Source organism: Egicoccus halophilus, from assembly GCF_004300825.1.
Classification (GTDB): Bacteria; Actinomycetota; Nitriliruptoria; order Nitriliruptorales; family Nitriliruptoraceae; genus Egicoccus; species Egicoccus halophilus.
Genome location: NZ_CP036250.1, coordinates 388,440 through 412,568 on the forward strand (window position 1 = coordinate 388,440; position 24,129 = coordinate 412,568).

Annotated in this window: 23 protein-coding genes; 18 read left to right on the top strand and 5 right to left on the bottom strand. The window is 72.5% G+C overall.

All coding sequences use genetic code 11. The features are described from left to right. Nucleotides 1–24: 24 nt before the first annotated feature. The 4 genes from tyrS to ELR47_RS01840 all read left to right on the top strand — a co-directional run bounded on the left by tyrS (nt 25) and on the right by ELR47_RS01840 (nt 5,527). The gene (gene tyrS, locus ELR47_RS01825; RefSeq protein WP_130648339.1) at nt 25–1,380 is read left to right on the top strand and encodes a tyrosine--tRNA ligase; all 1,356 of its coding nucleotides are present in this window, start codon (nt 25–27) and stop codon (nt 1,378–1,380) included. Nucleotides 1,381–1,388: 8 nt separating this feature from the next. Next, nucleotides 1,389–2,522, top strand: a complete 1,134-nt coding sequence (locus tag ELR47_RS01830; protein ID WP_130648340.1) for a sensor histidine kinase — start codon at nt 1,389–1,391, stop codon at nt 2,520–2,522. A 33-nt stretch (nt 2,523–2,555) separates the two neighbouring features. Next, nucleotides 2,556–3,203, top strand: coding sequence for a response regulator (locus tag ELR47_RS01835; protein WP_205745391.1), 648 nt, complete (start codon nt 2,556–2,558; stop codon nt 3,201–3,203). Between the two features lie 173 nt (nt 3,204–3,376). Beyond that, a complete protein-coding gene (locus tag ELR47_RS01840; RefSeq protein ID WP_130648341.1) occupies nt 3,377–5,527 on the top strand; it encodes an S-layer homology domain-containing protein in 2,151 nt (716 codons plus the stop codon). 103 nt (nt 5,528–5,630) lie between these two features. On the opposite strand, the gene ELR47_RS01845 is transcribed toward ELR47_RS01840, so the two are convergent. Beyond that, entirely contained in the window at nt 5,631–6,272 is a 642-nt protein-coding gene (locus ELR47_RS01845; RefSeq protein WP_130648342.1) for a DUF305 domain-containing protein, read from the bottom strand. Nucleotides 6,273–6,479: 207 nt separating this feature from the next. Between ELR47_RS01845 and ELR47_RS01850 the strand changes: the two genes are divergently transcribed. The 5 genes from ELR47_RS01850 (at nt 6,480) to ssb (ending at nt 11,871) form a co-directional block, all read left to right on the top strand. Further along, the gene (locus ELR47_RS01850; RefSeq protein ID WP_130648343.1) at nt 6,480–8,324 is read left to right on the top strand and encodes a putative bifunctional diguanylate cyclase/phosphodiesterase; all 1,845 of its coding nucleotides are present in this window, start codon (nt 6,480–6,482) and stop codon (nt 8,322–8,324) included. Nucleotides 8,325–8,360: 36 nt separating this feature from the next. After that, on the top strand, nt 8,361–9,113 hold the full coding sequence (locus ELR47_RS01855; protein ID WP_229730432.1) for an MIP/aquaporin family protein: 753 nt from the start codon (nt 8,361–8,363) through the stop codon (nt 9,111–9,113). Between the two features lie 128 nt (nt 9,114–9,241). Next, on the top strand, nt 9,242–10,759 hold the full coding sequence (gene glpK / locus ELR47_RS01860) for a glycerol kinase GlpK (RefSeq protein WP_130648344.1): 1,518 nt from the start codon (nt 9,242–9,244) through the stop codon (nt 10,757–10,759). Between the two features lie 307 nt (nt 10,760–11,066). Continuing rightward, nucleotides 11,067–11,372, top strand: a complete 306-nt coding sequence (gene rpsF / locus ELR47_RS01865; RefSeq protein ID WP_130648345.1) for a 30S ribosomal protein S6 — start codon at nt 11,067–11,069, stop codon at nt 11,370–11,372. Between the two features lie 64 nt (nt 11,373–11,436). Continuing rightward, complete coding sequence (gene ssb, locus ELR47_RS01870) at nt 11,437–11,871, top strand: single-stranded DNA-binding protein (RefSeq protein ID WP_130648346.1); 435 nt, start codon at nt 11,437–11,439, stop codon at nt 11,869–11,871. Nucleotides 11,872–11,969: 98 nt separating this feature from the next. Here ssb and ELR47_RS01875 read toward each other — a convergent pair whose 3' ends face one another. Continuing rightward, the gene (locus ELR47_RS01875) at nt 11,970–12,677 is read right to left on the bottom strand and encodes an enhanced serine sensitivity protein SseB C-terminal domain-containing protein (RefSeq protein ID WP_165403790.1); all 708 of its coding nucleotides are present in this window, start codon (nt 12,675–12,677) and stop codon (nt 11,970–11,972) included. Between the two features lie 242 nt (nt 12,678–12,919). Here ELR47_RS01875 and rpsR point away from each other — a divergent pair, with 242 nt between their 5' ends. The 5 genes from rpsR to ELR47_RS01900 all read left to right on the top strand — a co-directional run bounded on the left by rpsR (nt 12,920) and on the right by ELR47_RS01900 (nt 18,707). Continuing rightward, nucleotides 12,920–13,159: a 30S ribosomal protein S18 gene (gene rpsR / locus ELR47_RS01880; RefSeq protein ID WP_130648348.1), complete on the top strand. Its 240-nt coding sequence runs from the start codon at nt 12,920–12,922 to the stop codon at nt 13,157–13,159. Between the two features lie 10 nt (nt 13,160–13,169). After that, complete coding sequence (gene rplI / locus ELR47_RS01885; RefSeq protein WP_130648349.1) at nt 13,170–13,859, top strand: 50S ribosomal protein L9; 690 nt, start codon at nt 13,170–13,172, stop codon at nt 13,857–13,859. 235 nt (nt 13,860–14,094) lie between these two features. Beyond that, on the top strand, nt 14,095–15,420 hold the full coding sequence (gene dnaB, locus ELR47_RS01890) for a replicative DNA helicase (RefSeq protein WP_205745392.1): 1,326 nt from the start codon (nt 14,095–14,097) through the stop codon (nt 15,418–15,420). Nucleotides 15,421–15,455: 35 nt separating this feature from the next. Then, on the top strand, nt 15,456–16,421 hold the full coding sequence (locus tag ELR47_RS01895; protein WP_130648350.1) for a ribose-phosphate diphosphokinase: 966 nt from the start codon (nt 15,456–15,458) through the stop codon (nt 16,419–16,421). A gap of 78 nt (nt 16,422–16,499) precedes the next feature. Beyond that, nucleotides 16,500–18,707 (top strand): EAL domain-containing protein, encoded by a 2,208-nt coding sequence (locus ELR47_RS01900; protein WP_165403791.1) that lies wholly within the window; start codon nt 16,500–16,502, stop codon nt 18,705–18,707. Between the two features lie 3 nt (nt 18,708–18,710). Here the strand turns inward: ELR47_RS01900 and ELR47_RS01905 are convergent, their stop codons facing one another. Further along, nucleotides 18,711–19,340 carry an ArsR/SmtB family transcription factor gene (locus tag ELR47_RS01905; protein ID WP_130648352.1) on the bottom strand — a complete coding sequence of 210 codons (630 nt, stop codon included), beginning with the start codon at nt 19,338–19,340 and terminating at the stop codon, nt 18,711–18,713. Between the two features lie 386 nt (nt 19,341–19,726). After that, entirely contained in the window at nt 19,727–20,188 is a 462-nt protein-coding gene (locus ELR47_RS01910) for an Lrp/AsnC family transcriptional regulator (protein ID WP_130648353.1), read from the bottom strand. 93 nt (nt 20,189–20,281) lie between these two features. On the opposite strand from ELR47_RS01910, the gene ddaH reads away from it, so the two are divergent. The 3 genes from ddaH to ELR47_RS01925 all read left to right on the top strand — a co-directional run bounded on the left by ddaH (nt 20,282) and on the right by ELR47_RS01925 (nt 23,170). Continuing rightward, nucleotides 20,282–21,259 (top strand): dimethylargininase, encoded by a 978-nt coding sequence (ddaH, locus tag ELR47_RS01915; RefSeq protein ID WP_370469400.1) that lies wholly within the window; start codon nt 20,282–20,284, stop codon nt 21,257–21,259. Beyond that, entirely contained in the window at nt 21,256–22,452 is a 1,197-nt protein-coding gene (gene rocD, locus ELR47_RS01920) for an ornithine--oxo-acid transaminase (protein WP_130648354.1), read from the top strand. Before ddaH ends, rocD begins: the two co-directional genes overlap by 4 nt. Before the next feature lie 157 nt (nt 22,453–22,609). Next, nucleotides 22,610–23,170 (top strand): YqgE/AlgH family protein, encoded by a 561-nt coding sequence (locus ELR47_RS01925; protein ID WP_130648355.1) that lies wholly within the window; start codon nt 22,610–22,612, stop codon nt 23,168–23,170. A 23-nt stretch (nt 23,171–23,193) separates the two neighbouring features. Here ELR47_RS01925 and ELR47_RS01930 read toward each other — a convergent pair whose 3' ends face one another. Then, on the bottom strand, nt 23,194–23,664 hold the full coding sequence (locus ELR47_RS01930; RefSeq protein ID WP_130648356.1) for a hypothetical protein: 471 nt from the start codon (nt 23,662–23,664) through the stop codon (nt 23,194–23,196). 76 nt (nt 23,665–23,740) lie between these two features. Here ELR47_RS01930 and ELR47_RS01935 point away from each other — a divergent pair, with 76 nt between their 5' ends. Then, nucleotides 23,741–23,980 carry a hypothetical protein gene (locus tag ELR47_RS01935; protein WP_130648357.1) on the top strand — a complete coding sequence of 80 codons (240 nt, stop codon included), beginning with the start codon at nt 23,741–23,743 and terminating at the stop codon, nt 23,978–23,980. The last annotated feature ends 149 nt before the right edge of the window (nt 23,981–24,129 follow it).

Sequence of the window (24,129 nt, forward strand, 5' to 3'; positions counted from 1 at the left end):
GAGCGTGCCGCTACCGTTCACCGCATGAGTGACCAGACGCCCCATCCCAGTCCCGCGCCCGACCTCGACCCACCACCGGCGGCCGTGCCGTCGCCGTCGGGGGACCGCAACGCCCTCGACGTGCTGCGGGAACGGGGTTTCGTCCAGGACGTGACCGACGAGCAGGGCCTGCGCGAGCTGTTCGACGCCGGGCCGGTGACCTTCTACGTCGGGTTCGACCCGACGGCGGCGTCGCTGCACATCGGCCACCTGGTCGGCATCATGGCGATGGCGCACCTCAAGCGACTCGGCCACCGGCCGCTGGCGCTGGCGGGCGGGGCGACCGGCCGCATCGGCGACCCGTCGTTCCGCGACGCGGAACGGGAACTGCTCGACGACGACGCCCTGGAGCGCAACCTCGCCGGCATCCGGACCCAACTCGACCGGGCGATCGGCTTCGAGGACGGCAACGGGCAGTTGGTCGACAACTTCGAGTGGACCAGGGAGCTCTCGGCGCTCGCCTTCCTGCGCGACGTCGGCAAGTTCTTCTCGGTCAACCAGATGATCGCCCGCGAATCGGTGCGCAAGCGCCTCACCGAACGCGAACAGGGCATCAGCTACACCGAGTTCAGCTACCAGCTGCTGCAGGCCTACGACTTCAGCGTGCTCGCCCAGCAGTACGGCTGCCGGCTGCAGGGCGGCGGGTCGGACCAGTGGGGCAACATCACCGCCGGCGTCGACCTGACCCGGCGGCTGCACGGCATCCCCGTCTTCGGGATGGTGTGGCCGCTGATCACCCGCTCGGACGGACGGAAGTTCTCCAAGTCGGACGGCACGGCGATCTGGCTCGACCCGGAGCTGACCTCGCCCTACGCCTACTACCAGTGGTTCCTCAACGTCCCCGACGCGGACGTGATCCGCTTCCTGAAGCTGTTCACGTTCGTGGAGGTCGACGAGATCGCCGACCTCGAGCGGCAGCACGGCGACGACCCGGCCAGGCGGGTGGCGCACCGGGTCCTGGCCCGTGAGGCCACCCGGGTCGTCCACGGCGACGCGGGGGTCGAGGCCGCCGAGCGCGCCACCGGCGTGCTGTTCGGCGACGAGCCGTTTGCCGGTCTGGACGACGCGACCCTCTCGGCGGCGTTCGAGGAGGCACCGTCGGTGGTGCTGACCCGCACCCGGCTCGACGAGGGGCTCGGCCTGCTCGAGCTGCTCACCGAGGTGGGTGCCGCCGCGTCCAACGGCGAGGCGCGGCGCCTGGTGCAGCAGGGCGCGGTGCGCGTCAACAATGCCGTCGTCGAGGACGCGCGGTCGTCGGTCGGTCCGGACGACCTGGCCAGCGAACGCACGCTCGTGGTCCGCGTCGGCAAGAAGCGCTACTTCCTGGCCCGCTTCCACTAGGCGTCGTGGTGGAGCGCTCGGTGCTGCGCGGGCTGGCGGTGTTCCGCTGGCTCGCGTGGACGTGGATGGCGCTCGTGCTGCTGCTGGCACGTCGCGCCCTGGAGCGACCGCTCGCCGCGGTCCTGCTCGTGGGGGTCGCCTTCGCCGTCACGGTGTGGGCGACGCGGCTGCTGCGCCGCGACCCGGCACGCCTGTGTTCGTCGCACGTCGTCGGCGTCGAGGTGGGTACGGCGTTGGCGCTGCAGGTGGCCGACGGCGTCGTCTACCGGGCGCCACACGTGTTCACGGGGGAGCAGCCCCTGGGTGTCGCCTGGCCGATCGCCGCCGTGCTCTCGGCCGGCGTCGCGTTCGGTCCGGGCGTGGGTGCGGCGACCGGCGTCGTGCTGGGCGCAGGACGGGCGGTGTCCTCGCTCGCCGCAGCCGCGCCGCCGCCGGTCGAGGTGGTGCCGTCGGGCCTCGAACCGGTGTGGCTGCTGTCGCTGGTCACGACCACGGTGCTCTACGCCCTGGCCGGCGGCGTCGGCGGCCACGCGATGCGGCTGATCCGTGCGGGCGAACGGCGTATCACCGCGGCCGAACGGGAACTGGCACGGGCCCACGCACGTGAACACGTCGCCCGACGCCTGCACGACGGGGTGCTGCAGACACTGGCGCTGGTGGAGCGCCGCAGCGACGACCCGGTGCTGACGGCGATGGCGCGCGAGCAGGACCGTGACCTGCGCCGACTGCTGTTCGGCACCCCCGTCGACACCCCCGCGCGCGAGCTGGTGGAGGAGCTGCGCGCCGCAGGAGCGCGGGTCGAGGCGGCGCACGGGCTGCGGGTGCAGGTGCTCGCGCCCGACGACCTGCCGGCGCTCACCGGACCGGTCCGCGCGGCGCTGGTCGGCGCCGTCGGCGAAGCGCTCACCAACGCGGGCAGGCATGCCGCTGCCTCGACGGTCGTGGTCTACCTCGAACCGCACGACGGGCGGTTGTTCTGCTCGGTCCGCGACGACGGCGCCGGCTTCGATCCCGCCCGGGTCGTTCCCGGCGTCGGATGGTCGCGCTCCATCACCGGCCGGATCGAGGAGGTCGGCGGCGACGTCGAGGTGGACAGCGCTCCCGGCCGGGGCACCGAGGTCCGCCTCCGGGTGCCGGCGTAGGCTGCGAGGGCGAGCGGACACCAGGGGACCGAGGTGCAACAGCAGGCGAGCACGGTGCGGCCGCCGATCCGCGTGGTGCTCGTCGACGACCACCCGGTGTGGCGCGACGGTGTCCGGGCCGACCTCGGCCGGGGGTTCGAGGTCGTCGGCGAGGCGTCCGACGCCGACAGCGCCATCGCCGGCATCCGCGAGCTCGCGCCCGACCTCGTCGTGTGCGACCTGCAGATGCCCGGCGGCGGCGGCCTGGCGGTCGTGCGGGCCTGTGCCCCGCGGACCCGCATCGTGATGTTGACCGTCAGCGAACAGGAGCGCGACCTCCTCGACGCCGTCGCGGCCGGGGCCGTCGGCTACCTCACCAAGGCCACGCCGGCGGGCGAGCTCCGCGACGCGCTGCGTCGGGCCGCGGCCGGTGAGCCGGTGTTCTCACCGTCGCTGGCCATGCTCGTGCTGGGCGAGTTCCGGCGCCTGGCCAGACAGGCCACGGGCGCCGACCCGCTCACCGAGCGCGAGCGGGAGGTGCTGCAGCACGTCGCGCGCGGCTATGCCTACCGCGAGGTGGGCGAGCGGCTGCACATCGCGCCGAAGACGGTCGAGAACCACGTACGCAACATCCTCGCCAAGCTGCAGATCAACCGCCGCCAGGAGCTGGTCCGCTACGCGATCGAGCACGGTCTGGCCTGAAGCGGCGACGCCCCACCGTCGCGCGCGGAATGGGAACTGGCCGGCCGACCAGCGTCCACCCGGCCTGGTGGCACTACGTCCGACCGGACGAGGCAACTAGGGTCGGCCGTTCCCACGACGCCGGCTCCTGGGAGATCGGGAACGAGCCGGTGAACGACGAGAGGGGAGCGAGGATGTCAACGACACCACCACGGCGATCGCGGATCGCGATCGCCATCGCCGCCGCGGTCGGGCTGGTACTGCCCGCGGCCGGCGCCTCGGCCCAGACGGCCGAACCGGATCCACGGGAGGGCCTCGGCGGCGGGTACCAGGACGCCGAGACGGCCATCTGGAACATGGAGCATCTCGCCAACCGCGAGCGTCCGCCGGGCTTCATCAACCCGAACAACCTCGGCGACTTCGCCTACGTCAACTCCGACATGGCCTTCAGCGGCCACCACGCCTTCGTCGGCAGCTATGCCGGTGTGCAGATCTGGGACATCTCCAACCCCCGGTCACCGAGCCTGAGGACCGCGGTCGCCTGCCCCGGTGGGCAGGGGGACGTCTCGGTCAACGGCAACCTGATGTTCGTCTCCGTACAGCAGCTCGGCACCGTCGACTGTCAGCCGCTGGCGTCGGGGGGCGAGGAGCTCCGCGGTGTCCGCGTGTTCGACATCAGTGACATCACCAGCCCCGTGCAGGTGGCGGCGGTCCAGACCTGTCGCGGATCGCACACGCACACCGTCGTCGAGGACCTCGACGACCCGGGCAACGTCTACGTCTACGTCAACGGCACCAGTGGCGTGCGCGGCGACTCGCCGGAGGGGCTCGAGTGCCACGTCGGTCCGACGGTGGAGGTCAACGGCCGCACGGTGCCGTCGAGCAACCCCGAGGACTTCGACGCGGACACGCTGACCGACCGCTACCAGATCGAGGTCATCCAGGTCCCGGTCGCCAACCCCGAGCAGGCCGAGATCGTCAACGAGCCGCGGCTGTTCGCCGACGAGGAGACCGGCAACCCGGTCGGCCTGCGCGGGCAGACCGACGCGTGCCACGACATCACCGCCTACCCGGAGATCGGCCTCGCGGCCGGCGCCTGTGAGGGCAACGGCCTGCTGATCGACATCACCGACCCGGCCAACCCGGTCCGGGTCGACGCCGTCGAGGACACCGAGCACTTCGCCTACTGGCACTCGGCGACGTTCAACAACGACGGCACGACGGTCGTCTTCACCGACGAGCTGGGCGGCGGCGTCGCGCCGACGTGCGTCCCGACCGTGGACGAGAACGACGGGGCGAACGCGATCTTCGAGATCCACGACACCGCCGACGGTCCGCGCATGGAGTTCGCGAGCTACTACAAGATCCCGAACAACCAGACGATGCAGGAGAACTGCGTCGCCCACAACGGCAACCTGCTCCCGGTGCCGGGCCGTGACATCAAGGTCCAGGCCTGGTACCAGGGCGGCATCTCCGTGATGGACTTCACGGATCCGCACGAGCCGTTCGAGATCGCGTTCTTCGACCGCGGGCCGCTCGACGAGGACCAGCTGGTGCTCAGCGGGTTCTGGTCGGCCTACTACTACAACGGCTACATCTACGGCAGCGAGATCGCCCGGGGCCTCGACGTGCTCGAGCTGATCCCGAGCGAGTACCTGTCGGAGGAGGAGCTCGCCCAGGCCGCCGCGGTGCGTCTGCGTGAGCACACCGCCCAGAGCCAGACGATGATCACCGACGCCGACCGCAGCGCGTGCGCGGGGGTGGACCCGGTCACCTTCGGTGACACCGCCGGTGTCCACGCCGCGGCCGTCGGCTGCGTCGCCGGCTACGGCATCGCCCAGGGCTACGAGAACGGCAACTTCGGGTTCGGCGCGAACGTGCGTCGCGACCAGATGGCCGCTTTCGTCGCCCGCACGCTCGAGACCGCCGGTGTCGAGCTGCCGGCGTCGCCGCCGGACGCGTTCAACGACGACGACGGGACTCGTCACGAGGAGTCCATCAACCAGCTGGCCGAACTCGGGGTCGTCGCCGGTACCACCGAGACCACCTTCACGCCCGGTGCCCCGGTGACCCGGGCGCAGACGGCCGCGTTGGTGGTCCGGGCCGTCGAACTGATCCTCGACGAGGACCTGGCGGCGCCGCGGAGTCCGTTCACGGACGTCTCGTCGGCCAACCGTCACGTGCGGGACATCGACGCCGCGCACGCGGCCGGCCTCGTGTACGGCACGACGCGCACCACCTTCGCTCCCGGTCAGCCGGTGCAGCGCGGGCAGATGGGCTCGATCCTCGCCCGGGCGCTGGAGCTGTTCCACTACGAGCTGGTGGAGCTGACGCCGCGGTCGTGAACGACGGAACCACCCCACGGAAGGGCCCCGGACCGATCGGTCCGGGGCCCTTCCCGTGCGGCGTGCGCGGTGGCGCCCGGGAGGCGGTCGCGCGCGACGGCGCTCAGTCGTCCAGGTCCTCCAGCAGCCGCTCCATGAACACGATCTCCGCGTACTGGATGTCGACGATCTCCAGCGCGAGCACGGAGATGTTGGCCTCGAGCACGGGCACCATGGCCTCGAGCTCCTCCACCATCTGGAGCGCACCGTGGTGGTGTTGGATCATCAGCTCGAGGAACAACCGGTCGAACTCGGCGCCGCTGGCGGCCTCGAGCCGGGCCATGTCCTCCGGCGAGACCATGCCCGGCATGTTCTCGTGACCCGTCGGGTCGGTGTGGTCGGGCACCTCGTGCCCGCGGATGCGCAGCCACTGCGTCATCTGGTGGAGTTCGCCCGCCTGGGCGATGTCGATGCGGCGGGCGAGGTTGACGACCCGCTGGTCCTGCGCACGGTCGACGGCCAGCGCACTCATCGTCACGGCCTGCCCGTGGTGGACCATCATGTGTTGCACGAAGTGCACTTCGTGATGGGTGTACGGACCGGACCTCGGCACCGTGACCTCGGCGGCCGAGATCCGCTGGGTCGGCTCGCCCGGTGCACCCGGGCGGACGTAGATCGGTCCCTGTGCCGCGGCGGCGGTGGCGCCGACGGTCATGCCACCGAGGACCATCGCGATGGTCCACCCACGTGTCGAGCCTCGCTTCATCGGTTCTCCTCCCGTCCGGAACCTCGACCCCCAGCCTGACACAGCGACGCGGGCGCTGCAGTCACCGCCCGCGGTGGCGCGCACGGACCGGGCGGACAGCGGGCGGCGACCGGCGCCGGGCGCCGTGGTGGGCGGTCCTCGCGCGGGCCCTCGACCGGCCCGCGCTCGCGCCGATGGTCACCGGACCATCCCACCGGGACCCGAGCCATGCCCTCCCTCGTCGGCCGTCCGCGTCGCCGTGCGCGCTCGCGCCGGCTGGGCGAGGTCGTGCTGCGTCCGGCGCCGCTCAACGGACAGCGCGAACGGGGGCTCGCCCTGGCCTCGATGTTGGCCGTCGGCGGGGTGTCGGGGCTCACGGCGCTGGCCGTCGGTGTCGACCGGGTCGCCCGGCCGGGTGCCATGACCGTCGTCGGGGTGCTGGCCCTGACCGCCACCGTCGCGCTGCTGCGCGGCTGGGAACACGTCCCCGCGTGGGCCTACCACCCGGCGCTGCTGGTCTGCACCTCGATGGTGTGCGGTGCCGTGCGGTTCGCCGGGGTGGGCACACCGGCCATGGCGTACGCGACCCTGTTGTGCTTCGTGGCCCTCTACGCCGGCTTCTTCTTCTCGATCGTGGCCGCGCTCGGTCACGGCCTGTTCGCGATGGTGCTGCTCGGCGGGGTCCTGCACACGCTGCGGCAACCACTCGACGTCGAGGTGGTCATGCTCGCCAGCGTCGGCGGGGCCGTCGCCGCGATCAGTCACGCGCTGGCCCGCAGCCGGGCCCGCACGGAGGTCGACGAGCTCACGGGTGCCCTCAACCGGCGCGGTCTGGAGCGGGCGCTGGCGACGGCCGTGGAGCTGTCGGACGGCCGCGTGCGTCCCCTGTCGGTGGCGTTGCTCGACCTCGACGACTTCAAGCGGCTCAACGACACGCTGGGACACGCCCAGGGCGACGCCACCCTGGTGGCGTGCGTCCGGGCCTGGCAACGGTTGCTGCCGCCCGGTACGGCCCTGGCCCGGCTCGGCGGCGACGAGTTCGTGGTGGTGCTCGGCGGGGTCGGGCTCGGCGAGGCCCGCCGGGTCGTCGACGGGATCCGTGGGGCGGTGCCCGAACTGGTCCGCTGCTCCGCCGGACTGGCGGCGTGGCAGCCGGGGGACACGCAGTCGCTGATCCTCAAGCGCGCCGACACGGCCCTGTACGCGGCCAAGGAGCGCGGCCGCAACCGCACCGCGGTCGTCGGAGACGTCTCCGACCGCGCCGAGGAGCTGTGGCGGGCCCTCGCGCGCGACGAGCTGGTGCTGCACTACCAGCCCATCGTCGAGGTGGCCACCGGACGGGTGGTGTCGGTCGAGGCGCTGCTGCGCTGGGAGCACCCCGACGAGGGTCTGCTCGGACCGGGGGACGTGCTGCCCGTCGCCGAGCGCTGCGGGGCGATCCACGCGGTGGGTCGCTGGGTGCTCGAGGAGGCCTGCCGTCAGGTCCGCGTCTGGCGCGACACGGTGCCCGGCGCCGACGACCTGCGGGTCACGGTCAACGTCCGCACCTCGCAGCTGCACCGTCCCGAGCTGGTCGACGAGCTCGCCGCCGTGCTGGCACGCCACGCGCTGCCGCCGACGGTGGTGACGCTGGAGATCACCGAGGACGCCGTGGCCGGGGATCCGCAGCGGGTCCTCGGCACGCTGGAGTCGGTGCGCGCGCTGGGGACGCCGCTCGCGATGGACGACTTCGGAACCGGGCACTCCTCGCTGGCGCGATTGCGGGAGCTGCCCTTCGACGTGCTCAAGATCGACCGTTCGTTCGTGGCCTCCCTCGACGTCGACCCCACCAGCGAGGCGTTGTTGACGGCGATCGTCGCGCTCGCCGGCAGCCTGGGCCTGCGCGCGGTCGCCGAGGGCGTGGAGACCCCCGGGCAGCTCGCGGCGGTCGTGCGCAGCGGCTGCGCCTGGGTGCAGGGCTTCCTGCTCGGCCGTCCGTCGGCCACCGACGCGTTGGAGCAGCGTCTGCGGACCGCGGCGGACGAGGCACCATGGCCGGCCGCGACGCGCGGCGCCGAGGCGCCGGCTGCCTAGGCTCGGCGTCCGCCACGACCCGACGAAAGCCGCCCGGTGCCCACACCGCTGACGACCGTGTTCGTCTCGGAGGTGCTCGCGACCGGGGTCCTGATGCTGCTCGGGACCGGGGTCGTGGCCAACGTGACCCTGGCCCGGACGAAGGGCGAGGCGGACGACGGCGGCTACCCGCTGGTGGTGTTCGGCTGGGGCATCGCCGTGTTCGTGGCGGTGTTCGTCGGGTTCGCGTCCGGCGCCCACCTCAACCCGGCCATCACCTTCGGCCTGCTCGCCAGCGGCGCGCAGGAGTACGCCGACGGGGTGCCGGTCACCATGGTGGCGACGGTCGTGTACCTCGCCGCCGAGGTGCTGGGCGCGTTTCTCGGAGCGGCCGTGGCCTGGCTGGTCTACCGCGACCACTTCGCGGCCACCCGTCGCCCGCAGGGGGTGCTCGGGGTGTTCGCCACCGAACCGGCCATCCGCAACCTGCCACGCAACCTCGTCACCGAAATCGTCGCCACCTTCGTGCTCGTCTACGTCGTGCTGGTGTTCGGCAACACCCCGCACGAGCTCGGACCGTTGCCCGTCGCGCTGCTCGTCGTCGGCATCGGCGCCGGACTGGGCGGACCGACCGGGTACGCCATCAATCCGGCCCGCGACCTCGGGCCCCGGGTCGCGCACGCCGTGCTGCCCATCCCGCGCAAGGGTGGCAGCGACTGGGGCTACGCCTGGGTGCCGATCGTCGGACCGCTGCTCGGTGCCGGCGTGGCCGGTCTGGCGAGCCGGGCCGTCGGCCAGGGCGTCGGCTAGGGCGTCGGCCTGTCCACGGCCGCCGCCGACGACCGGAGCGCGTGCCCGCCGACGACCGGAGCGCGTGCCCGCCTACGACCGGAGCGCGTGCCCGCCTACGGTGTGCCCCACCTCGAGGAGGCAGCGACATGGCAGAGTTCGTCGGAGCGGTCGACCAGGGCACGACCTCGACCCGCTTCCTGGTGTTCGACCACGACGGCAACGAGGTGGGGCGACACCAGCTCGAGCACGAGCAGATCCTGCCGCAGGCCGGCTGGGTCGAGCACAACCCGGTCGAGATCTGGGAGCGCACCTCCGCGGTCCTGCGCACCACGCTCAACCGGTTGGGGCTGTCGGGCGGGGACCTCGCCGCGCTCGGGATCACCAACCAGCGCGAGACCACGGTCGTCTGGAACCGGCGGACCGGCCGGCCCTACGCCAACGCGATCGTGTGGCAGGACACCCGCACCGACCGGATCGCCTCCCGGCTGGAGCGCGAGGGTCACGGCGAGCTGATCCGCCGTCGGGCCGGCCTGCCGCCGGCCACCTACTTCGCCGGCGGCAAGATCCAGTGGCTGCTCGAGCACGTCGACGGCCTGCGCGCGGACGCCGAGCGCGGCGACGCGCTGTTCGGCACGACCGACTCGTGGCTGCTGTGGCACCTGACCGGCGGCACCGACGGCGGCATCCACGTCACCGACGTGACCAACGCCTCGCGCACCATGCTGATGGACCTCGAGACGCTGGACTGGGACGACGAGCTGCTGGCGCTGTTCGGCGTGCCGCGCGCGATGCTGCCCGAGATCCGCCCCTCCTCGGACCCGTCGGGCTACGGGGTCACGCGGGCCAACGGGCCCCTCGACGGCGAGGTGCCGCTGACCGGAGCGCTGGGCGACCAACAGGCCGCGATGGTCGGTCAGGTCTGCTTCGCCCCCGGCGAGGCCAAGAACACCTACGGCACGGGCAACTTCCTGCTGCTCAACACCGGCACGGAGCTCGTGCGCTCCGAGGCGGGCCTGTTGACGACCGTCTGTTACCGCTTCGGCGACCAGGAGCCGGTCTACGCGCTCGAGGGCTCGATCGCGGTGACCGGCTCGGCGGTGCAGTGGCTGCGCGACCAGCTCGGCATCATCAGCGGTGCCTCGGAGTCGGAGTCGCTCGCCCGCCAGGTGCCCGACGCCGGCGGCATCGTGTTCGTCCCTGCCTTCTCGGGTCTGTTCGCGCCCTACTGGCGCTCGGACGCCCGCGGCGCGATCGTCGGCCTGTCGCGCTTCCACACCAACGCCCATCTCGCGCGCGCCACCCTGGAGGCGATCTGCTACCAGTCCAAGGACGTCGCCGACGCGATGGAGCAGGACGCCGGGGTCCCCCTCGAGGTGCTCAGGGTCGACGGCGGCGTGACCGCCAACGACCTGTGCATGCAGATCCAGGCCGACGTGCTCGGGGTGCCGGTCAGTCGGCCGGCGGTGACCGAGACCACCGCGCTCGGTGCGGCGTACGCCGCCGGGCTCGCGGTCGGTTTCTGGCGCGACACCGACGAGCTGCGGGCGAACTGGAACGAGGACCGTCGCTGGCAGCCGACCTGGGACGAGCAGCAGCGCACCGAGGGGCATGCCCGGTGGCGCAAGGCCGTGGAGCGGACCCTCGACTGGGTCGACGTGGACTGACATCCACAGCGCCGCCGCATCCGAGCGGGCCGGGGTCCCACCGACCGCCTAGCGTGCCCGGTTGTGAGCGGACGGGGTGTCCGGTACCGTGCCAACGTCTGTGTCCGGCGTGCGCTGTTGCGCGTCGGCGCGAACGGCGTTCGGCGTCGTTCCCAGGCAGCACCCCTGCTCCCATCGGTGGCCGTCGTCGCGGACGCGGCCACGTCCGTGGGAGCCACCCCGCCGCCAGCCGGACCCGCAGGGGACCGGTCGGCGGCATCGGCCGCGCCACCCGGCGACGGCGAACCAGACCACGGGAGGTGCGAGAGTGCGCCGCTACGAGATGATGATCATCGTCACCGACACGCTCGAGGAAGAGGCTGCGGTCGCCGCCTTCGACCGGGCCAAGGACATCCTCGCCCAGCAGGGCGGGACGCTGCTCGACGAGGCCTGGTGGGGCCGCCGCAAGCTCGCCTACGAGATCAACAAGCGCGACTTCGGCTACTACGGCGTCCTGGACTTCGAGGGCACCTCGGAGGCCGTCGCCGAGCTCGAGCGTCTGCTGAAGATCTCGGACGACATCGTCCGCTTCAAGACGGTCCGCCCGGAGATCCGGGTCCGCGCCAGCGCCTGATCCGCGGGGCCCGCGTCCGCTCACGCGACCCTGACGATCCGACGCTCGACGCGAGGAGCCCACCGTGGCGTTCGAGAGCAACTTCATCACCTTCATCGGCAACCTCACCGATGACCCGGAACTGCGCTTCACCGGCGGCGGGGCCGCCGTGTCCACGCTGCGCGTCGCCTCCAACCGCCGGTACACCGACCGGTCGGGTCAGCAGCAGGAGGAGACGACCTACCTCAACGTCAACTGCTGGCGTGACCTGGCCGAGAACGCGGCCGAGTCGCTGCACAAGGGCGACCGCGTGATCGTGATCGGTCGCGTGCGCGTGCGCAGCTACGAGAACCAGCAGGGACAGACGGTCTGGGTCACGGAGATCGAGGCCGACGAGATCGCACCGAGCCTGCGCTGGGCCCGCGCCCAGGTGTCCCGCACCAGCGGTTCGGGTGGTGGCGGCGGTTCCAGCAACGACTTCGCCCCGCCCCCGCCGTCCGACGACGACGTGCCGTTCTGATCCCACGAGCGCACCGCGTGCGCACCCCCCGGTCGGGTCTTCGCCTGTCCGGGGGGTGATTCGTGTTCCGGGCCGGTGACGCGGTCGCCACGCCCGGCTCACGGCCGGACGTGGAAGGGAGGCAGGCCGAGGACCTCCTCGGCCAACGGCTCCCGCGGTGCCGTCGCCGACAGGCCGATCACGTCGACCGGCCCGTCGTGGCCGTCGGGCAGCGAGCCGGCCAGCGCCGCCGCGCGTGCGTCGGCGAGGTCCTGGTCGCCGTCGACCACCAGCGCGAGCAGCAGGTGGGGGACCTCGCCGGACGCGCCGAAGTGGACCTGGGCCCGGTGGGCGCGGACGACCAGCGGATCGTGCGCGAGCGCACGCGCCACGGCCGCGAGGAAGTCGACCGGCTCGTCGGCCGGTTCGCCGACGCGGACCGCCGTGTCGGCCGGCACCGGCACGCGACGGTCGTCACCCAACGCCACGACGCCGCTGCCGTCGAGCCAGCCGGCCGGCTGGGCGCCGGGGTTGAGGGCGAGCGCCACCTGCGGATTCCAGGCCTCGACCAGCGTGCGCACCGGCACGCGCGTCGTCGGCTGGCCGGGAGGGACGGCGGCGGCGGCCAGCTCCGGTCGCGTCCAGGCCGGCACGTAGGGCGCACCGTCGCGCTGCAGCGTCACGAGCGAGGCCCCGCCCTGCCCGTCGTCGCGCACCGGGACGACCAGGTGGGCGTCCAGCAACGCCCCGGCCAGCACCGCCAGGGCCTCGGCGTCCCCGCCGGCCGTCGCGCGGATGGCGTCCTCGAGCTGCCTCGGCGTGGTCACGGTGGCCTCCTTCGGCGCGGGGTGTCGGCGGGCAGGATGGCACGGCGCCCGCGTCGTCCACCGACGGATGCCGCCGACCTCGCCAGCCCCGCCGAACGCTGGTACGCTCGCGCCTTCTGCCTGTGGGCAGACGACCTGTGCTGCCGTGTGTCTCCATCTTCGCGGCCGGGTCGATTCGACTGTTCCCGACCGATGGACCTTCGCCCGCGCGCGCCGAGCGCCGGGCCTTCGAGGAGAACTCCATGCCTCCCAAGCCCAAGAAGGCACGTAAGCCCCGCAAGGACAAGCCCTGTCCGGTCTGCATCCAGGGCATCGAGTACGTCGACTACAAGGACCTGTCGCTGCTCAAGCCGTTCCTCAACGAGCGCGCCAAGATCAAGGCCCGCCGGACGTCGGGCGTGTGCGCTCAGCACCAGGCACAGCTGTCCGGGGCGATCAAGAACGCCCGCGAGATGGCGCTGATCCCGTACTCGAACCGCTGAGGAGCGTCCGATGAAGGTCATCCTGAAGGACGAGGTCGACAACCTCGGGCTCGCCGGCGACGTCGTCGAGGTCGCGGACGGCTACGGCCGCAACTTCCTGCTGCCCCGTGGGCTCGCCATCCTGGCGACCAAGGGCGCCATGAAGCAGGCCGAGGCCCTCACCCGCTCGCGCAAGGCCAAGGAGTCCAAGACCCTCGGCTCGGCGCAGGCGTCGCGGGAGGTGCTCGAGTCGCGGGCGCTGCGCATCGAGGCCCGCGTCGACGAGCGCGGCAACCTCTACGGCTCGGTGAGCGCCAACGACGTGCAGCGGGTGCTGCGCGAGCGTGGGCACGACATCGAGCGCAAGCGCATCGAACTGCGCGGCACCATCAAGGCCATCGGCAGCTACGAGGTGCCGGTCCGCGTCCACCCGCAGGTCACCGCCAACGTGACCGTCGAGGTCGTCGACGCCGAGGGGCGCATCAGCCTGCGTGACGGCGCCATCATCGACGCGGAGGCCGTGGAGGCCGCCGCGGCCGACGTGGCGGCCTCCACCGACACCGACACCGACGTCGAGGTGCTCACCGAGCAGGCGCTCGAGGCGGCTGCCGACTTCGAGCAGCAGCAGGAGCAGACCGAGGCCGAGGCCGAGGCGGCGCCCGACGCGACCGAGGGCGCAGCCACGGTCGTCGAGGGTGGCGCCGACGAGGACGACGTCTGATCAGGGGCTCCACCAGGGGCAGGAGGGTGCACGAGGTGGTCGCCGTCGAAGGACGCGTACCGTGCGTCCTCGGGCGCGCCCGGCGATGAGCGGGTTCCCGCCGCCGCCGAGCGGACCACTCGAGGACGCACCCCCGGCCCCGGCGAACCCCCGGAGCGCCAACGTCCGGAGCAACGGGTCGGCGGGACGCGGTTACGACCGCGTCCCGCCGCACTCGTTGGAGGCCGAGGTCTCCGTGCTCGGGGCCGCCCTGCTGTCGCGCAACGCGGCCAGCGAGGCCATCGAGGTGCTCGAGCCCGAGCACTTCTACCGCAACGCGCACCGGACGGTCTTCGAGGGCGTCCGTGACCTGCTGGCCGCCGGCGAACCGATCGACACGGTCACGCTGACCGAGTGGCTCGCCCGTCGGGACCGCCTCGACGAGGTCGGGGGGCCGGCGGCGCTGCACGACCTGACGGTCGCGGTGCCCACGGCGGCCAACGCCGCCTACTACGCCCGCATCGTGCGCGAGCGGGCACTGCTGCGGCGGTTGATCGACGCCGGCACCGAGGTCGCCAAGCTCGGCTACGAGGCCACCGAGGACGCCGAGACGGTCGTCGACCGCGCCGAGTCGATCATCTACGACGTCGCCCAGTCGTCGACCACCGCCGACTACGCCAAGCTCGGCGACCTGCTCAACGAGTCGTTCGAGCAGATCGAGAAGCTGGCCGAGCAGAACTCCGAGGTCACCGGGCTGTCCACCGGGTTCGACGACCTCGACCGCCTCACCGCCGGCCTGCAACCCCAGAACCTCATCATCCTGGCGGCTCGACCGGCCATGGGGAAGTCGAGCCTCAGCCTCGGGATCGCGCAGTTCGTGACGGTGAAGCTGCGTCGCCCGGCGATCATCTTCAGCCTGGAGATGAGCAAGCTCGAGATCGTCAACCGCATGCTGTCCTCCGAGGCGCGCATCGACTCGTCGAAGCTGCGCACGGGCCGGCTCGAGGACACCGACTGGCGCAAGCTCGGCGACGCGCTCGGTGCCCTGTCCGAGGCGCCGCTGTTCATCGACGACACCCCCTCGATCTCGCTGATGGAGATCCGGGCCAAGTGTCGCCGGCTCAAGCAGAAACACGGCCTGGACCTGGTCATCGTCGACTATCTGCAGCTGATGCAGTCGCACAAGAGGACCGACTCGCGCCAGCAGGAGGTCTCCGAGATCTCGCGTGGGATGAAGATGCTCGCCAAGGAGCTCGACGTCCCCGTGATGGCGCTCTCGCAGCTGTCCCGCCAGCCCGAGTCGCGCACCGACAAGCGCCCCCAGCTCGCCGACCTCCGCGAGAGCGGAAGCATCGAGCAGGACGCCGACATCGTGAGCTTCATCTACCGCGACGAGGTGTACGACGAGGACAGCCCGGACAAGGGCATCGCGGAGCTGATCGTCGCCAAGCACCGCAACGGTGCCACCGGCGTGGTCAAGCTCGCGTTCCTCAACCACCTGACCAAGTTCGCCAACCTCGCCCGCGGCTCCGGCGGCGCACCCGGCGGTGGCGGGGCCGGCGGCATGCCGACCCCGATGTGAGCCGGCACGAGCTCGTGGACGGGTAGGGTCGCCCCATGACCGAGCCGCTCGACATCGTCCTGCTCTCCGGATCGGCGAACCGGCAGCTGGCCGGCGCCATCGCCGCCTACCTCGATCACCCGCTGCTGTACGGCGAGGCACTGCACTTCTCGGAGGGCAACACCTTCGTCCGGGTGCCCGAGAGCGTGCGTGGACGCGACGTGTTCCTCGTCCAGGGCACCGGGCCGCCGGCCAACGACCACTTCATGGAGCTGCTGTTCTGGATCGACGCGCTCAAGCGCGCCAGCGCCGCCTCGGTGACGGTGGTCATGCCCTACTTCAGCTACGCCAAGGGCGACAAGAAGGACGAACCGCGCGTCTCGATCCGGGCGCGGGTCTGCGCCGACGCGATCGAGGCCGCCGGTGCCGACCGGGTCGTGGTGATGGATCTGCACGCACCCCAGGTCCAGGGCTTCTTCCGCATCCCGGTCGACGACCTGTACGCCATGCCGGTGCTGTGCGACGCGATCGCCGCCGAGGGCACCGACGAGCTGGTGGTGGTCTCGCCCGACGCCGGCTTCGCCAAGAAGGCCCGCCAGTACGCCAGCCGGCTGGGCGCCCCGCTGGCGATCGCCGACAAGCAGCGGGTGGACCACCGCGAGCTGGCCGAGGTGCTCGACCTCATCGGTGACGTCCGCGGCCGGCGCGCGTTGATCGTCGACGACTTCACCATCTCCGGCGGCACGCTGTTCGACGCCGCCCGGGTCCTGCGCGAGCGCGGCGCGGCCTCGGTCGCCGCGGCCGTCAGCCACAGCCTGCTGCGTGGCGCCGCGCTGGACCGCCTGGCCGAGAGCGCCATCGACCGGCTCTACGTCACCGACACCATCGAGCGTGATCCCGACGACGACGCCCGGGCCCGCATCACCGTGGTCGGCGTGGCGGAACTGTTCGGCGAGGCGATCCGGCGCATCGCCCGGCGGGAGAGCGTCAGCGTCCTGTTCGACGAGGTTCGCCGCCGCTAGTCCACCATCGCCGCTTGACTGCGCCGTTGGACGGCCGACCGGTGACGCGCGACCCGTGCTGCCGTGAGGATGCAAGGCATGGCCACCGAACTGCAACAGATCCTCGCCCAGGGCGGGCTGCGGACCGCGTTCCAGCCGATCGTCGATCTGCGCACGGGTGCGGTCGTCGCCTACGAGGCCCTGACCCGCGGCCCCGCGGGCTCACCGCTCGAGCGGCCCGACCGGCTGTTCGCCGCCGCCGGCGAGGAGCGTCTGCTCGCCGAGCTCGACACCGCCTGTCTGCGGACCGCGTTCGCCAACGCCGCCCGCGTCGGTTTCGGCGCCGGGATGGGACTGTTCGTCAACGTCGAGCCCCGCACCCTCGACAGTGCCCGCAGCCTGGCCGAGGAACCGGTGCCCGACGCCCTGGTGGTCGTCGAGCTGACGGAGCGGGCCCTGCTCGCCCGACCGGCGGACCTGCTGCACACCGTGGCGCTGGCGCGCCGGCGCGGTTGGGCCGTGGCGCTCGACGACGTCGGCGCCGACCCACGCAGTCTCGCGCTGCTCCCGATCGTCCAGCCCGACCTGGTGAAGCTCGATCTGCGCCTGGTGCAGGACCAGCCGGACCGGCACACCGCCGCGATCGCGACGGCCGTGCAGGCCGAGGCGGAACGCTCGGGCATGCGCATCCTGGCCGAGGGCGTCGAGACCGAGGCACAGCTGCAGTTCGCCCGCTCCCTCGGCGCCACCTTCTCGCAGGGGTGGCTGCACGGCCGACCCGAGGCCGAACCCGACCTCGCCGGCCGGACCCGCGTCGATCTGACCGAGCTGTTGCGCGGTGACACCCGCCCAGCCCCGCAGCAGACGCCCGCCGAGCTGGTGCACCCGCACCACGAGCTGCGACGGGCGACCAAGCCGTTGCTGATCCAGATCAGCAAGCACCTCGAGCGGCAGGCCAAGGAGGCCGGGGACACGGCGATCCTCCTGGGCACCTTCCAGCACGCACGGTTCTTCGGTGGGGACTCCGCGCGGCGCTACCGGGACCTCGCCGACGTGTGCGCCTTCGTCGGCGCCTTCGGGGTCGAGATGCCCTTCGAGCCCGCCGCCGGTGTGCGTGGTGGTCTGCTCGAGGCCGGTGACCGGCTCGAGGGCGAGTGGGACGTGGTCGTCATCGGGGCCCACTTCGCCGGCGCGCTGGTCGCCGTCGACCTCGGTGACCAGTGCGCCGAGGAGCAGCGGCGCTTCGACTACCTCGTCACCTACGACCGCGACATCGTCCAGGACCTGGCACGTTCCCTGCTGGTACGGATCTGGCCCGACCTGCGCCAGGTGGAGCGCAGCGAGTCGGTGATCTCCGCCGCGACCGGCGCGGTGGTTCTCGACGACGAGGCGACACCGCTCGTCGTCCCCGACACCTTCGGGCCGGAGCACTACCCGCTGCTGGCGCGGGCGCTGGGCGCGACCGCCGCCGGGGTGACGGTCGCCGACGCGCGACGGCCCGACCAGCCGCTGGTGTACGTCAACGAGGCGTTCGAGCGGCTCACCGGGTACGGCGTCCAAGAGGCGCTCGGCCGCAACTGTCGCTTCCTGCAGGGCGTGGGCACCGCACCGGAGGCGATCGACCGGATGCGGGCCGGGATCGCCCAGCGACGGCCGGTGACGGTGCGCGTGGTGAACTACCGCCGGGACGGCACGCCGTGGTGGAACGAGGTGCACCTCGCACCGGTGTTCGACGACCGGGGGCAGCTGACCCATGTCGTGGGCGTGCAACACGACGTCTCCTCCGAGGTCGAGGCCACCTCGCAGCTGCGCTACCTCGCCCGGCACGACCAGCTGACCGGCCTGCGCAACCGCGCCAGCCTGGTCGAGGACCTGCAGGCGGCCATGGCCGCGTCCGAGGTGGTCGGTCTGTTGTTCTTCCTCGACCTGGTCGGGTTCAAGCAGGTCAACGACCGCCACGGGCACGGCGCCGGCGACGACCTGCTGCGGCGGGTCGGCTCGGGTGTCTGGTCCGTGCTCGACGAGGGCGCCACGGCGTACCGGCTCGGCGGCGACGAGTTCGTGGTGCTGCTGCAGGGTCCCTCGGCCGAGGAGGAGGGCGTCGCCGAGCGGGTCGCCGGCGAACTTGCGGCGGCGGTCGCGCGGCCGATGCGGACGGACGACGGCAGCCTGGTGCACGTCACCGCCACGGTGGGCTGGTCACGGCTCAGCGACGCCGCCACGGCCGACGAGGCGCTGCGGGCCGCGGACCGGCACCTCTACGCGGTCCGACGCGACGTCGCCGGCCGGCCCGCGGGACGACGCTGACCGTCACTCCTCGTCCGGGTCCTCGACGTCGGCCGCCGACGCGGTCGCCGGTGGGTCACCGATCGGCCAGGCGTCGAGCTGGATCCGGACCGGCACGTACGGTTCGTCCCCGCTGACGGGGACGTCGCGGCGGTCGGTCTGCAGGTCGCGGTAGCGGTCGACCACCGCGACGAGCTCGTCGCGGAGCGCGCCGAGCTCGTCGGGGGTGAGGCGGAACCGGCCGGTCATCTCGAGGCTGCGGCCCACCCACTCATCACCCCACCGCGGTGCCTCGCGGTGCCAGCGTCGGACGGCGTCGAGCCGGGTACGGGTGATCTCGTCGAGGTAGGTCCAGGCGTCCTCGCGCGTGTCTTCGCGCAGCAGGAGCTCGAAGCCCTCCAGCGTCCACCCTCCCGGCATCACCCGCCAGTAGCGGTCGCGTCGCGACCCGAGCTCGGTCGCCTCCTCGATCAGGTCCTGCGCCGCGAGCTGGCGGAGGTGGTAGCTCGTCGAGCCGCTGTTCTCTCCCAGCTCCCGAGCGAGGGAGCTGGCCGTGGCGGGACCCTGCTCCATCAACCGCTCGACGATCTGGAAGCGGATGGGATGCGCCAGTGCCTTCAGGGCCGCGCCGTCGAGCACCCGGTCCTCGGGCATCGCGGTCTCGTGGTCGCGCGTGGACGAGGGCGGGGCGGCGCGCGGCGGGTTCCGGTCGGAGCTGCTGGCCGGGAAAGTCATGGTGGCGCCCTTCGGAAACGCGGAGATTTATTTGCAAAAATGTGTTTGCAAAGAAATCTTTGAAGTGTATGGTGCGAGGACCGCAAAGAGATCTTTGTGTTCACGGTACCGAAGGAGCCATGATGCACCCCCGCATGCTCGCTGATCTGGCGGATTTCGAGATCGCGGAGCGACGCGCCCGTGCGTGCGCCCGCCGCGAGCGAGGCCGGCCCGTCCCAGAACGCTTCGCCCTCCCGCGTCGTCGCCGGGACACGCCGTGACGTCCCGGTACGTCTCGACCGCCGGGCGCCACCGCCCGCGTGCGGTCAGCTACCGGGTCCGGTCGGGCGTGGTTGACGTTCGAGCAGCCGGGAGAGCACCAGCACGGAGCGGGTGCGGGCGACGAACGGCTCGCTGCGGATCTGTTCCAGCGTGGCCTCGAGGTGCGCCGTGTCGCTGGCGCGCACGTGCACCAGGGCGTCGGGATCCCCGGTGATCGTGTAGGCGCCGACGACCTCGGGGTAGCGCGACAGGGCCGTGCCGATCAGCGACGGGGGTGTGCGTCCCTCGCAGAACAGCTCGATGAAGGCCTCGGTGGCCCAACCCAGGGCCCGGGGGTCGATGACCGCTGCGAACCGCTCGATGACGCCCGCGTCGAGCAGGCGGTCCACCCGGCGCTTGACCGCCGGGGCCGACAGGCCGATGTCGTCGCCGATCTCGCGGTAGCTGGCCCGGCCGTCACTCGACAGCCACGCAACGATCCGCCGGTCGAGTGCGTCCAGACGCAACGATCCGCTCCTGTTCCGCAAGGTCGGGGTCTGTTGCCGCCGACCCGGACAGCCTACGGTGCGCCGTTCCCGCCCACCCGCCGTCGAGGAGGTGTGCCCGTGACCACGCCCGCCGTACCCGACACCGCTCGCGCGATCACCGGCGCGCCGACCACTACCACGCAGCCGGCGCCCGAGTCCACCGACCGGCGGGCGACCCGCCGTCGGTTCCTGATGACGCCACCGACCGAGTTCGACGTCGTCTACGCCATCAACGCGTGGATGGATCCGTCCCGGCCCGTCGACACCGCGCTCGCGATGCGTCAGTGGGAGGACCTCGTCGCGGTCTACGAGAGCCTCGGCCACGACGTCGTCCGTGCCACGCCCGGCCCCGGCCTGCCCGACATGGTGTTCGCGGCCAACGGTGGTGTCGTCGTCGGCGGGATCGCCGTCGGCGCGAGGTTCGCCACCGCCGAACGCGGCCCCGAGGCCGTCCTCTACCGCGAGGCGCTGTTCGCCGCCGGTGTCGAGGTGGTGCACGAGCCGACCCACGTCAACGAGGGCGAGGGTGACTACGTCGTCGTCGGCGACACCATCCTGGCGGGGACCGGCTTCCGCACCGACCGTCGGGCCCACGACGAGCTCGCCCGCCTCACCGGCCGGGAGGTCGTCTCGCTCCAACTCGACGACCCGCGCTTCTACCACCTCGACGTGGCCGTGTTCGCGCTCGACGACGACAACGTCGCCTACTACCCCGGTGCCTTCGACGCGGCGGGACGGGCCGAGCTCGAGCGGCGCTGGCCCGACGCCGTCCTGGCCGACGAGCACGACGCGCTGGTGCTCGGCTGCAACGCGGTCAGCGACGGCCGCCACGTCGTGGTCGCCCACGAGGCGACCTCCCTGATCGGGCAGCTGGCCGCCCGGGGCTTCGTCCCCATCCCCGTCGACCTGTCCGAGTTCCGCAAGTCCGGCGGCGGCGTGAAGTGCTGCACGATGGAGTTGCGCCCCGCGCCCGGGGCGACGGAGTTGCGCCCCGCGCCCGGGGCGACGGAGTTGCGCCCCGCGCCCGGGGTGACCGAGGAGTCCGCATGACCACCGCGACCACCGACCTGCACGCGCTCGAGGCCCACTCGGCCCACAACTACCACCCGCTGCCGGTGGTGGTCGCCGAGGCCGACGGTGCCTGGGTGACCGACGTCGACGGGCGTCGCTACCTCGACGCGCTGGCCGGCTACTCGGCGCTCAACTTCGGGCACCGGCACCCGGCGCTGATCGCGGCCGCCGAGGAGCAGCTGCGTCGGGTCACGCTGACCAGTCGGGCCTTCCACCACGACCAGTTCGCGCCGTTCACCGCCGACCTGGCCCGTCTCACCGGCATGGACGCGGTGCTGCCGATGAACACCGGCGCGGAGGCGGTCGAGACCGCCATCAAGCTCGCCCGCCGCTGGGGCTACCGCGTCAAGGGCGTGCCGCGCGACCAGGCCACGATCGTGGTCGCCGAGGACAACTTCCACGGTCGCACCACCACCGTCGTCGGCTTCTCGACCGACCCCGACGCCCGCGAGGACTTCGGGCCGTTCCCCGCGGGGTTCCGGACCGTGCCGTTCGGGGACGCCGCCGCGCTCGAGGCCGCGATCGACGACACGACCGTCGCCGTGCTGCTCGAACCGATCCAGGGCGAGGCCGGCATCCGGATCCCACCCAGCGGGTACCTGCGCGAGGTCCGCCGCCTGACCGCCGAGCACGACGTGCTCCTGCTCGCCGACGAGATCCAGTCCGGTCTCGGCCGCACCGGCACCACGTTCGCGTGCGAACTCGAGGACGTTCGCCCCGACGTGTACCTGCTCGGCAAGGCGCTGGGCGGCGGCGTCGTGCCCGTCAGCGCGATCGCGGCGCGGCGCGAGCTGATGGACGTGTTCACCCCCGGCTCGCACGGCAGCACGTTCGGTGGCAACCCGCTGGCGTGTGCGGTCGCCCGTGCCGTCATCGCGCTGCTCGAGACCGGGGAGTTCCAGGCCCGCGGCCGCGAGCTCGGTGCCCGCCTCGACGCCGGCCTGCGCTCCCTGCCGGGCGACCGCATCGCCGAGGTGCGCACCATCGGCCTGTGGGCGGGCATCGAGCTCGTGCCCGGGCTGCCGGCACGCACCGTGTGCGAGCGCATGCTCGCGGCCGGCGTGCTCGCCAAGGACACCCACGAGACCACCGTGCGGCTCGCCCCGCCGCTGGTGGTCACCGAGGCCGAGGTCGACCGCCTCGTCGAGGTGCTCGGCGACGCCATCCGCTGATCCGGACGGCCGGGCGCGGTGTCGGCTGCACCGGTCCGTCGGGGGCGCGGTGTCGGCTGCACCGGTCGGCCGGGGTCGACGCCGCCGGTCGACCCCGGTCCGCAGGCGCGCCACGGTCGACGCCGACGGTACGGTGCGGGGGCAGGAGGATCGCCCCATGCACGACTGGCAGACCGGCCGACTGGTGGTCGCCACGCCCGCGCTCGACGACCCGAACTTCGAGCGGGCGGTCGTGCTCGTGCTCGACCACGACCCCGACGGCGCGCTCGGCGTGGTCCTCAACCGCGCGTCCGACCTCACGGTCGACGACGCGATGCTGCCCGGCTGGCGTGATCTGGTGGCCAGCCCACCCGTGGTGTTCGGCGGGGGACCGGTCGAACCCAATGCGATCGTCGCGCTCGGCCGCGCGACCGCCGCGGTCCCGGCCGACGAGGGGCTCTCTCCCCGGCTGGACCGCATCCGGCTGGTCGACCTCGACACCGATCCCGTGCTCGCGGCCGTCGAGCTCGAGCGGGTGCGGGTGTTCGCCGGCTATGCCGGCTGGGGGCCCGGACAGCTCGAGCTGGAGGTCGACGCCGGCGCCTGGTTCACCCTCGACGCCGACCCCCGTGACGTGTTCACGGCCGACCCGCAACGGCTGTGGCAGGACGTCCTGCGCCGGCAGCCGGGCGAGCTGGCGCTGTTCTCGACCTACCCGGACGACCCGTCGCTCAACTAGGGCCGCAGCGGCGCCCTCGGGGCTCACTCCTCGACGGTGGCGTCACCGGTCTCGGCGGGATCGGTCGGCTCGGCGCAGTGGGTGGGTGCCTCGCCGGCCTGTCCGTGGTAGTGCAGCGTCTCGCCGCCCGCCTCCACGACGATCCGGTAACCCTCCACGAGCGCCTGCGTGTACATCTGCCCGTCCTCGGGGCAGCCGAGCGAGCCGTCGGACCAGGTCACGGGCTCGTTGGTGACGACCTCGACCTCGCCGAGGTCCACCCCCGCGCGATCGGCGGCGTCGCGGATCGCGACCTCCTCTGGGTCACCGTCGAGCGGGCGGAAGTCCTCCTCCGCGCCCTGCTCGTCCTGATCCTCACCGGGAGCGGGATCAGTGGCCTCGGGCGCGCTCTCGTCGAAGCCGGTCGGGGGCTGGTCGGCGGGTTCGGGACCGCCACAGGCGGCCGCGGCCAGCGTCACCGCCGCGACCAGGGCGAGCATCGGTCGTCCGCGCATGCGTCTCTCCGGGGTCGTGGGATCTGGCCGCTCACCGTAGACTCGTGCGTCCCGGTCGCCACCCGGAAGTGCGTCCATGAGTGACCCGTCCTGGTCCTTCCTGCTCGTCGGCAGCTTCGCTGCCGTCGGCGCGGCGATGGCACTGGGAACGCTGGCGGCCCTGCTCCGGTACCGACGGACCGGGGAGTTCCCGGGCGCCGAGGCGGGCGAGACCGTGCCTCGAGGTCGCCTGATCGCCCTGTGGAGTCGCGTCGGTGTCGGGTCGGTGCTCGCGGCCATCGGCGTGGTCGTCCTGCAGCGCAACGGCCTGATCTGACCCTGCACGGGCGGAGCACCGCGACGGCTGCCGGGGTCGTCGCGTCGTGTCTTCCCCGGCCCCGCCGGCGCGAGCTGTGGAGTCGTGGAAGGACCAGGACGTTCCACGACTCCACGGATGCGCGCCGAGGCGCGGTGATCGCTGGCGTC

Bases quoted from the DNA above. Each gene is read 5' to 3' on its own strand.
- tyrS (WP_130648339.1), top strand. From the start codon at position 25: ATGAGTGACCAGACGCCCCATCCCAGTCCCGCGCCCGACCTCGACCCA.
- ELR47_RS01840 (WP_130648341.1), top strand. From the start codon at position 3,377: ATGTCAACGACACCACCACGGCGATCGCGGATCGCGATCGCCATCGCC.
- ELR47_RS01845 (WP_130648342.1), bottom strand. From the start codon at position 6,272: ATGAAGCGAGGCTCGACACGTGGGTGGACCATCGCGATGGTCCTCGGT.
- ELR47_RS01850 (WP_130648343.1), top strand. From the start codon at position 6,480: ATGCCCTCCCTCGTCGGCCGTCCGCGTCGCCGTGCGCGCTCGCGCCGG.
- glpK (WP_130648344.1), top strand. From the start codon at position 9,242: ATGGCAGAGTTCGTCGGAGCGGTCGACCAGGGCACGACCTCGACCCGC.
- rpsR (WP_130648348.1), top strand. From the start codon at position 12,920: ATGCCTCCCAAGCCCAAGAAGGCACGTAAGCCCCGCAAGGACAAGCCC.
- rplI (WP_130648349.1), top strand. From the start codon at position 13,170: ATGAAGGTCATCCTGAAGGACGAGGTCGACAACCTCGGGCTCGCCGGC.
- ELR47_RS01895 (WP_130648350.1), top strand. From the start codon at position 15,456: ATGACCGAGCCGCTCGACATCGTCCTGCTCTCCGGATCGGCGAACCGG.
- ELR47_RS01900 (WP_165403791.1), top strand. From the start codon at position 16,500: ATGGCCACCGAACTGCAACAGATCCTCGCCCAGGGCGGGCTGCGGACC.
- ELR47_RS01905 (WP_130648352.1), bottom strand. From the start codon at position 19,340: ATGCCCGAGGACCGGGTGCTCGACGGCGCGGCCCTGAAGGCACTGGCG.
- rocD (WP_130648354.1), top strand. From the start codon at position 21,256: ATGACCACCGCGACCACCGACCTGCACGCGCTCGAGGCCCACTCGGCC.
- ELR47_RS01925 (WP_130648355.1), top strand. From the start codon at position 22,610: ATGCACGACTGGCAGACCGGCCGACTGGTGGTCGCCACGCCCGCGCTC.
- ELR47_RS01930 (WP_130648356.1), bottom strand. From the start codon at position 23,664: ATGCGCGGACGACCGATGCTCGCCCTGGTCGCGGCGGTGACGCTGGCC.
- ELR47_RS01935 (WP_130648357.1), top strand. From the start codon at position 23,741: ATGAGTGACCCGTCCTGGTCCTTCCTGCTCGTCGGCAGCTTCGCTGCC.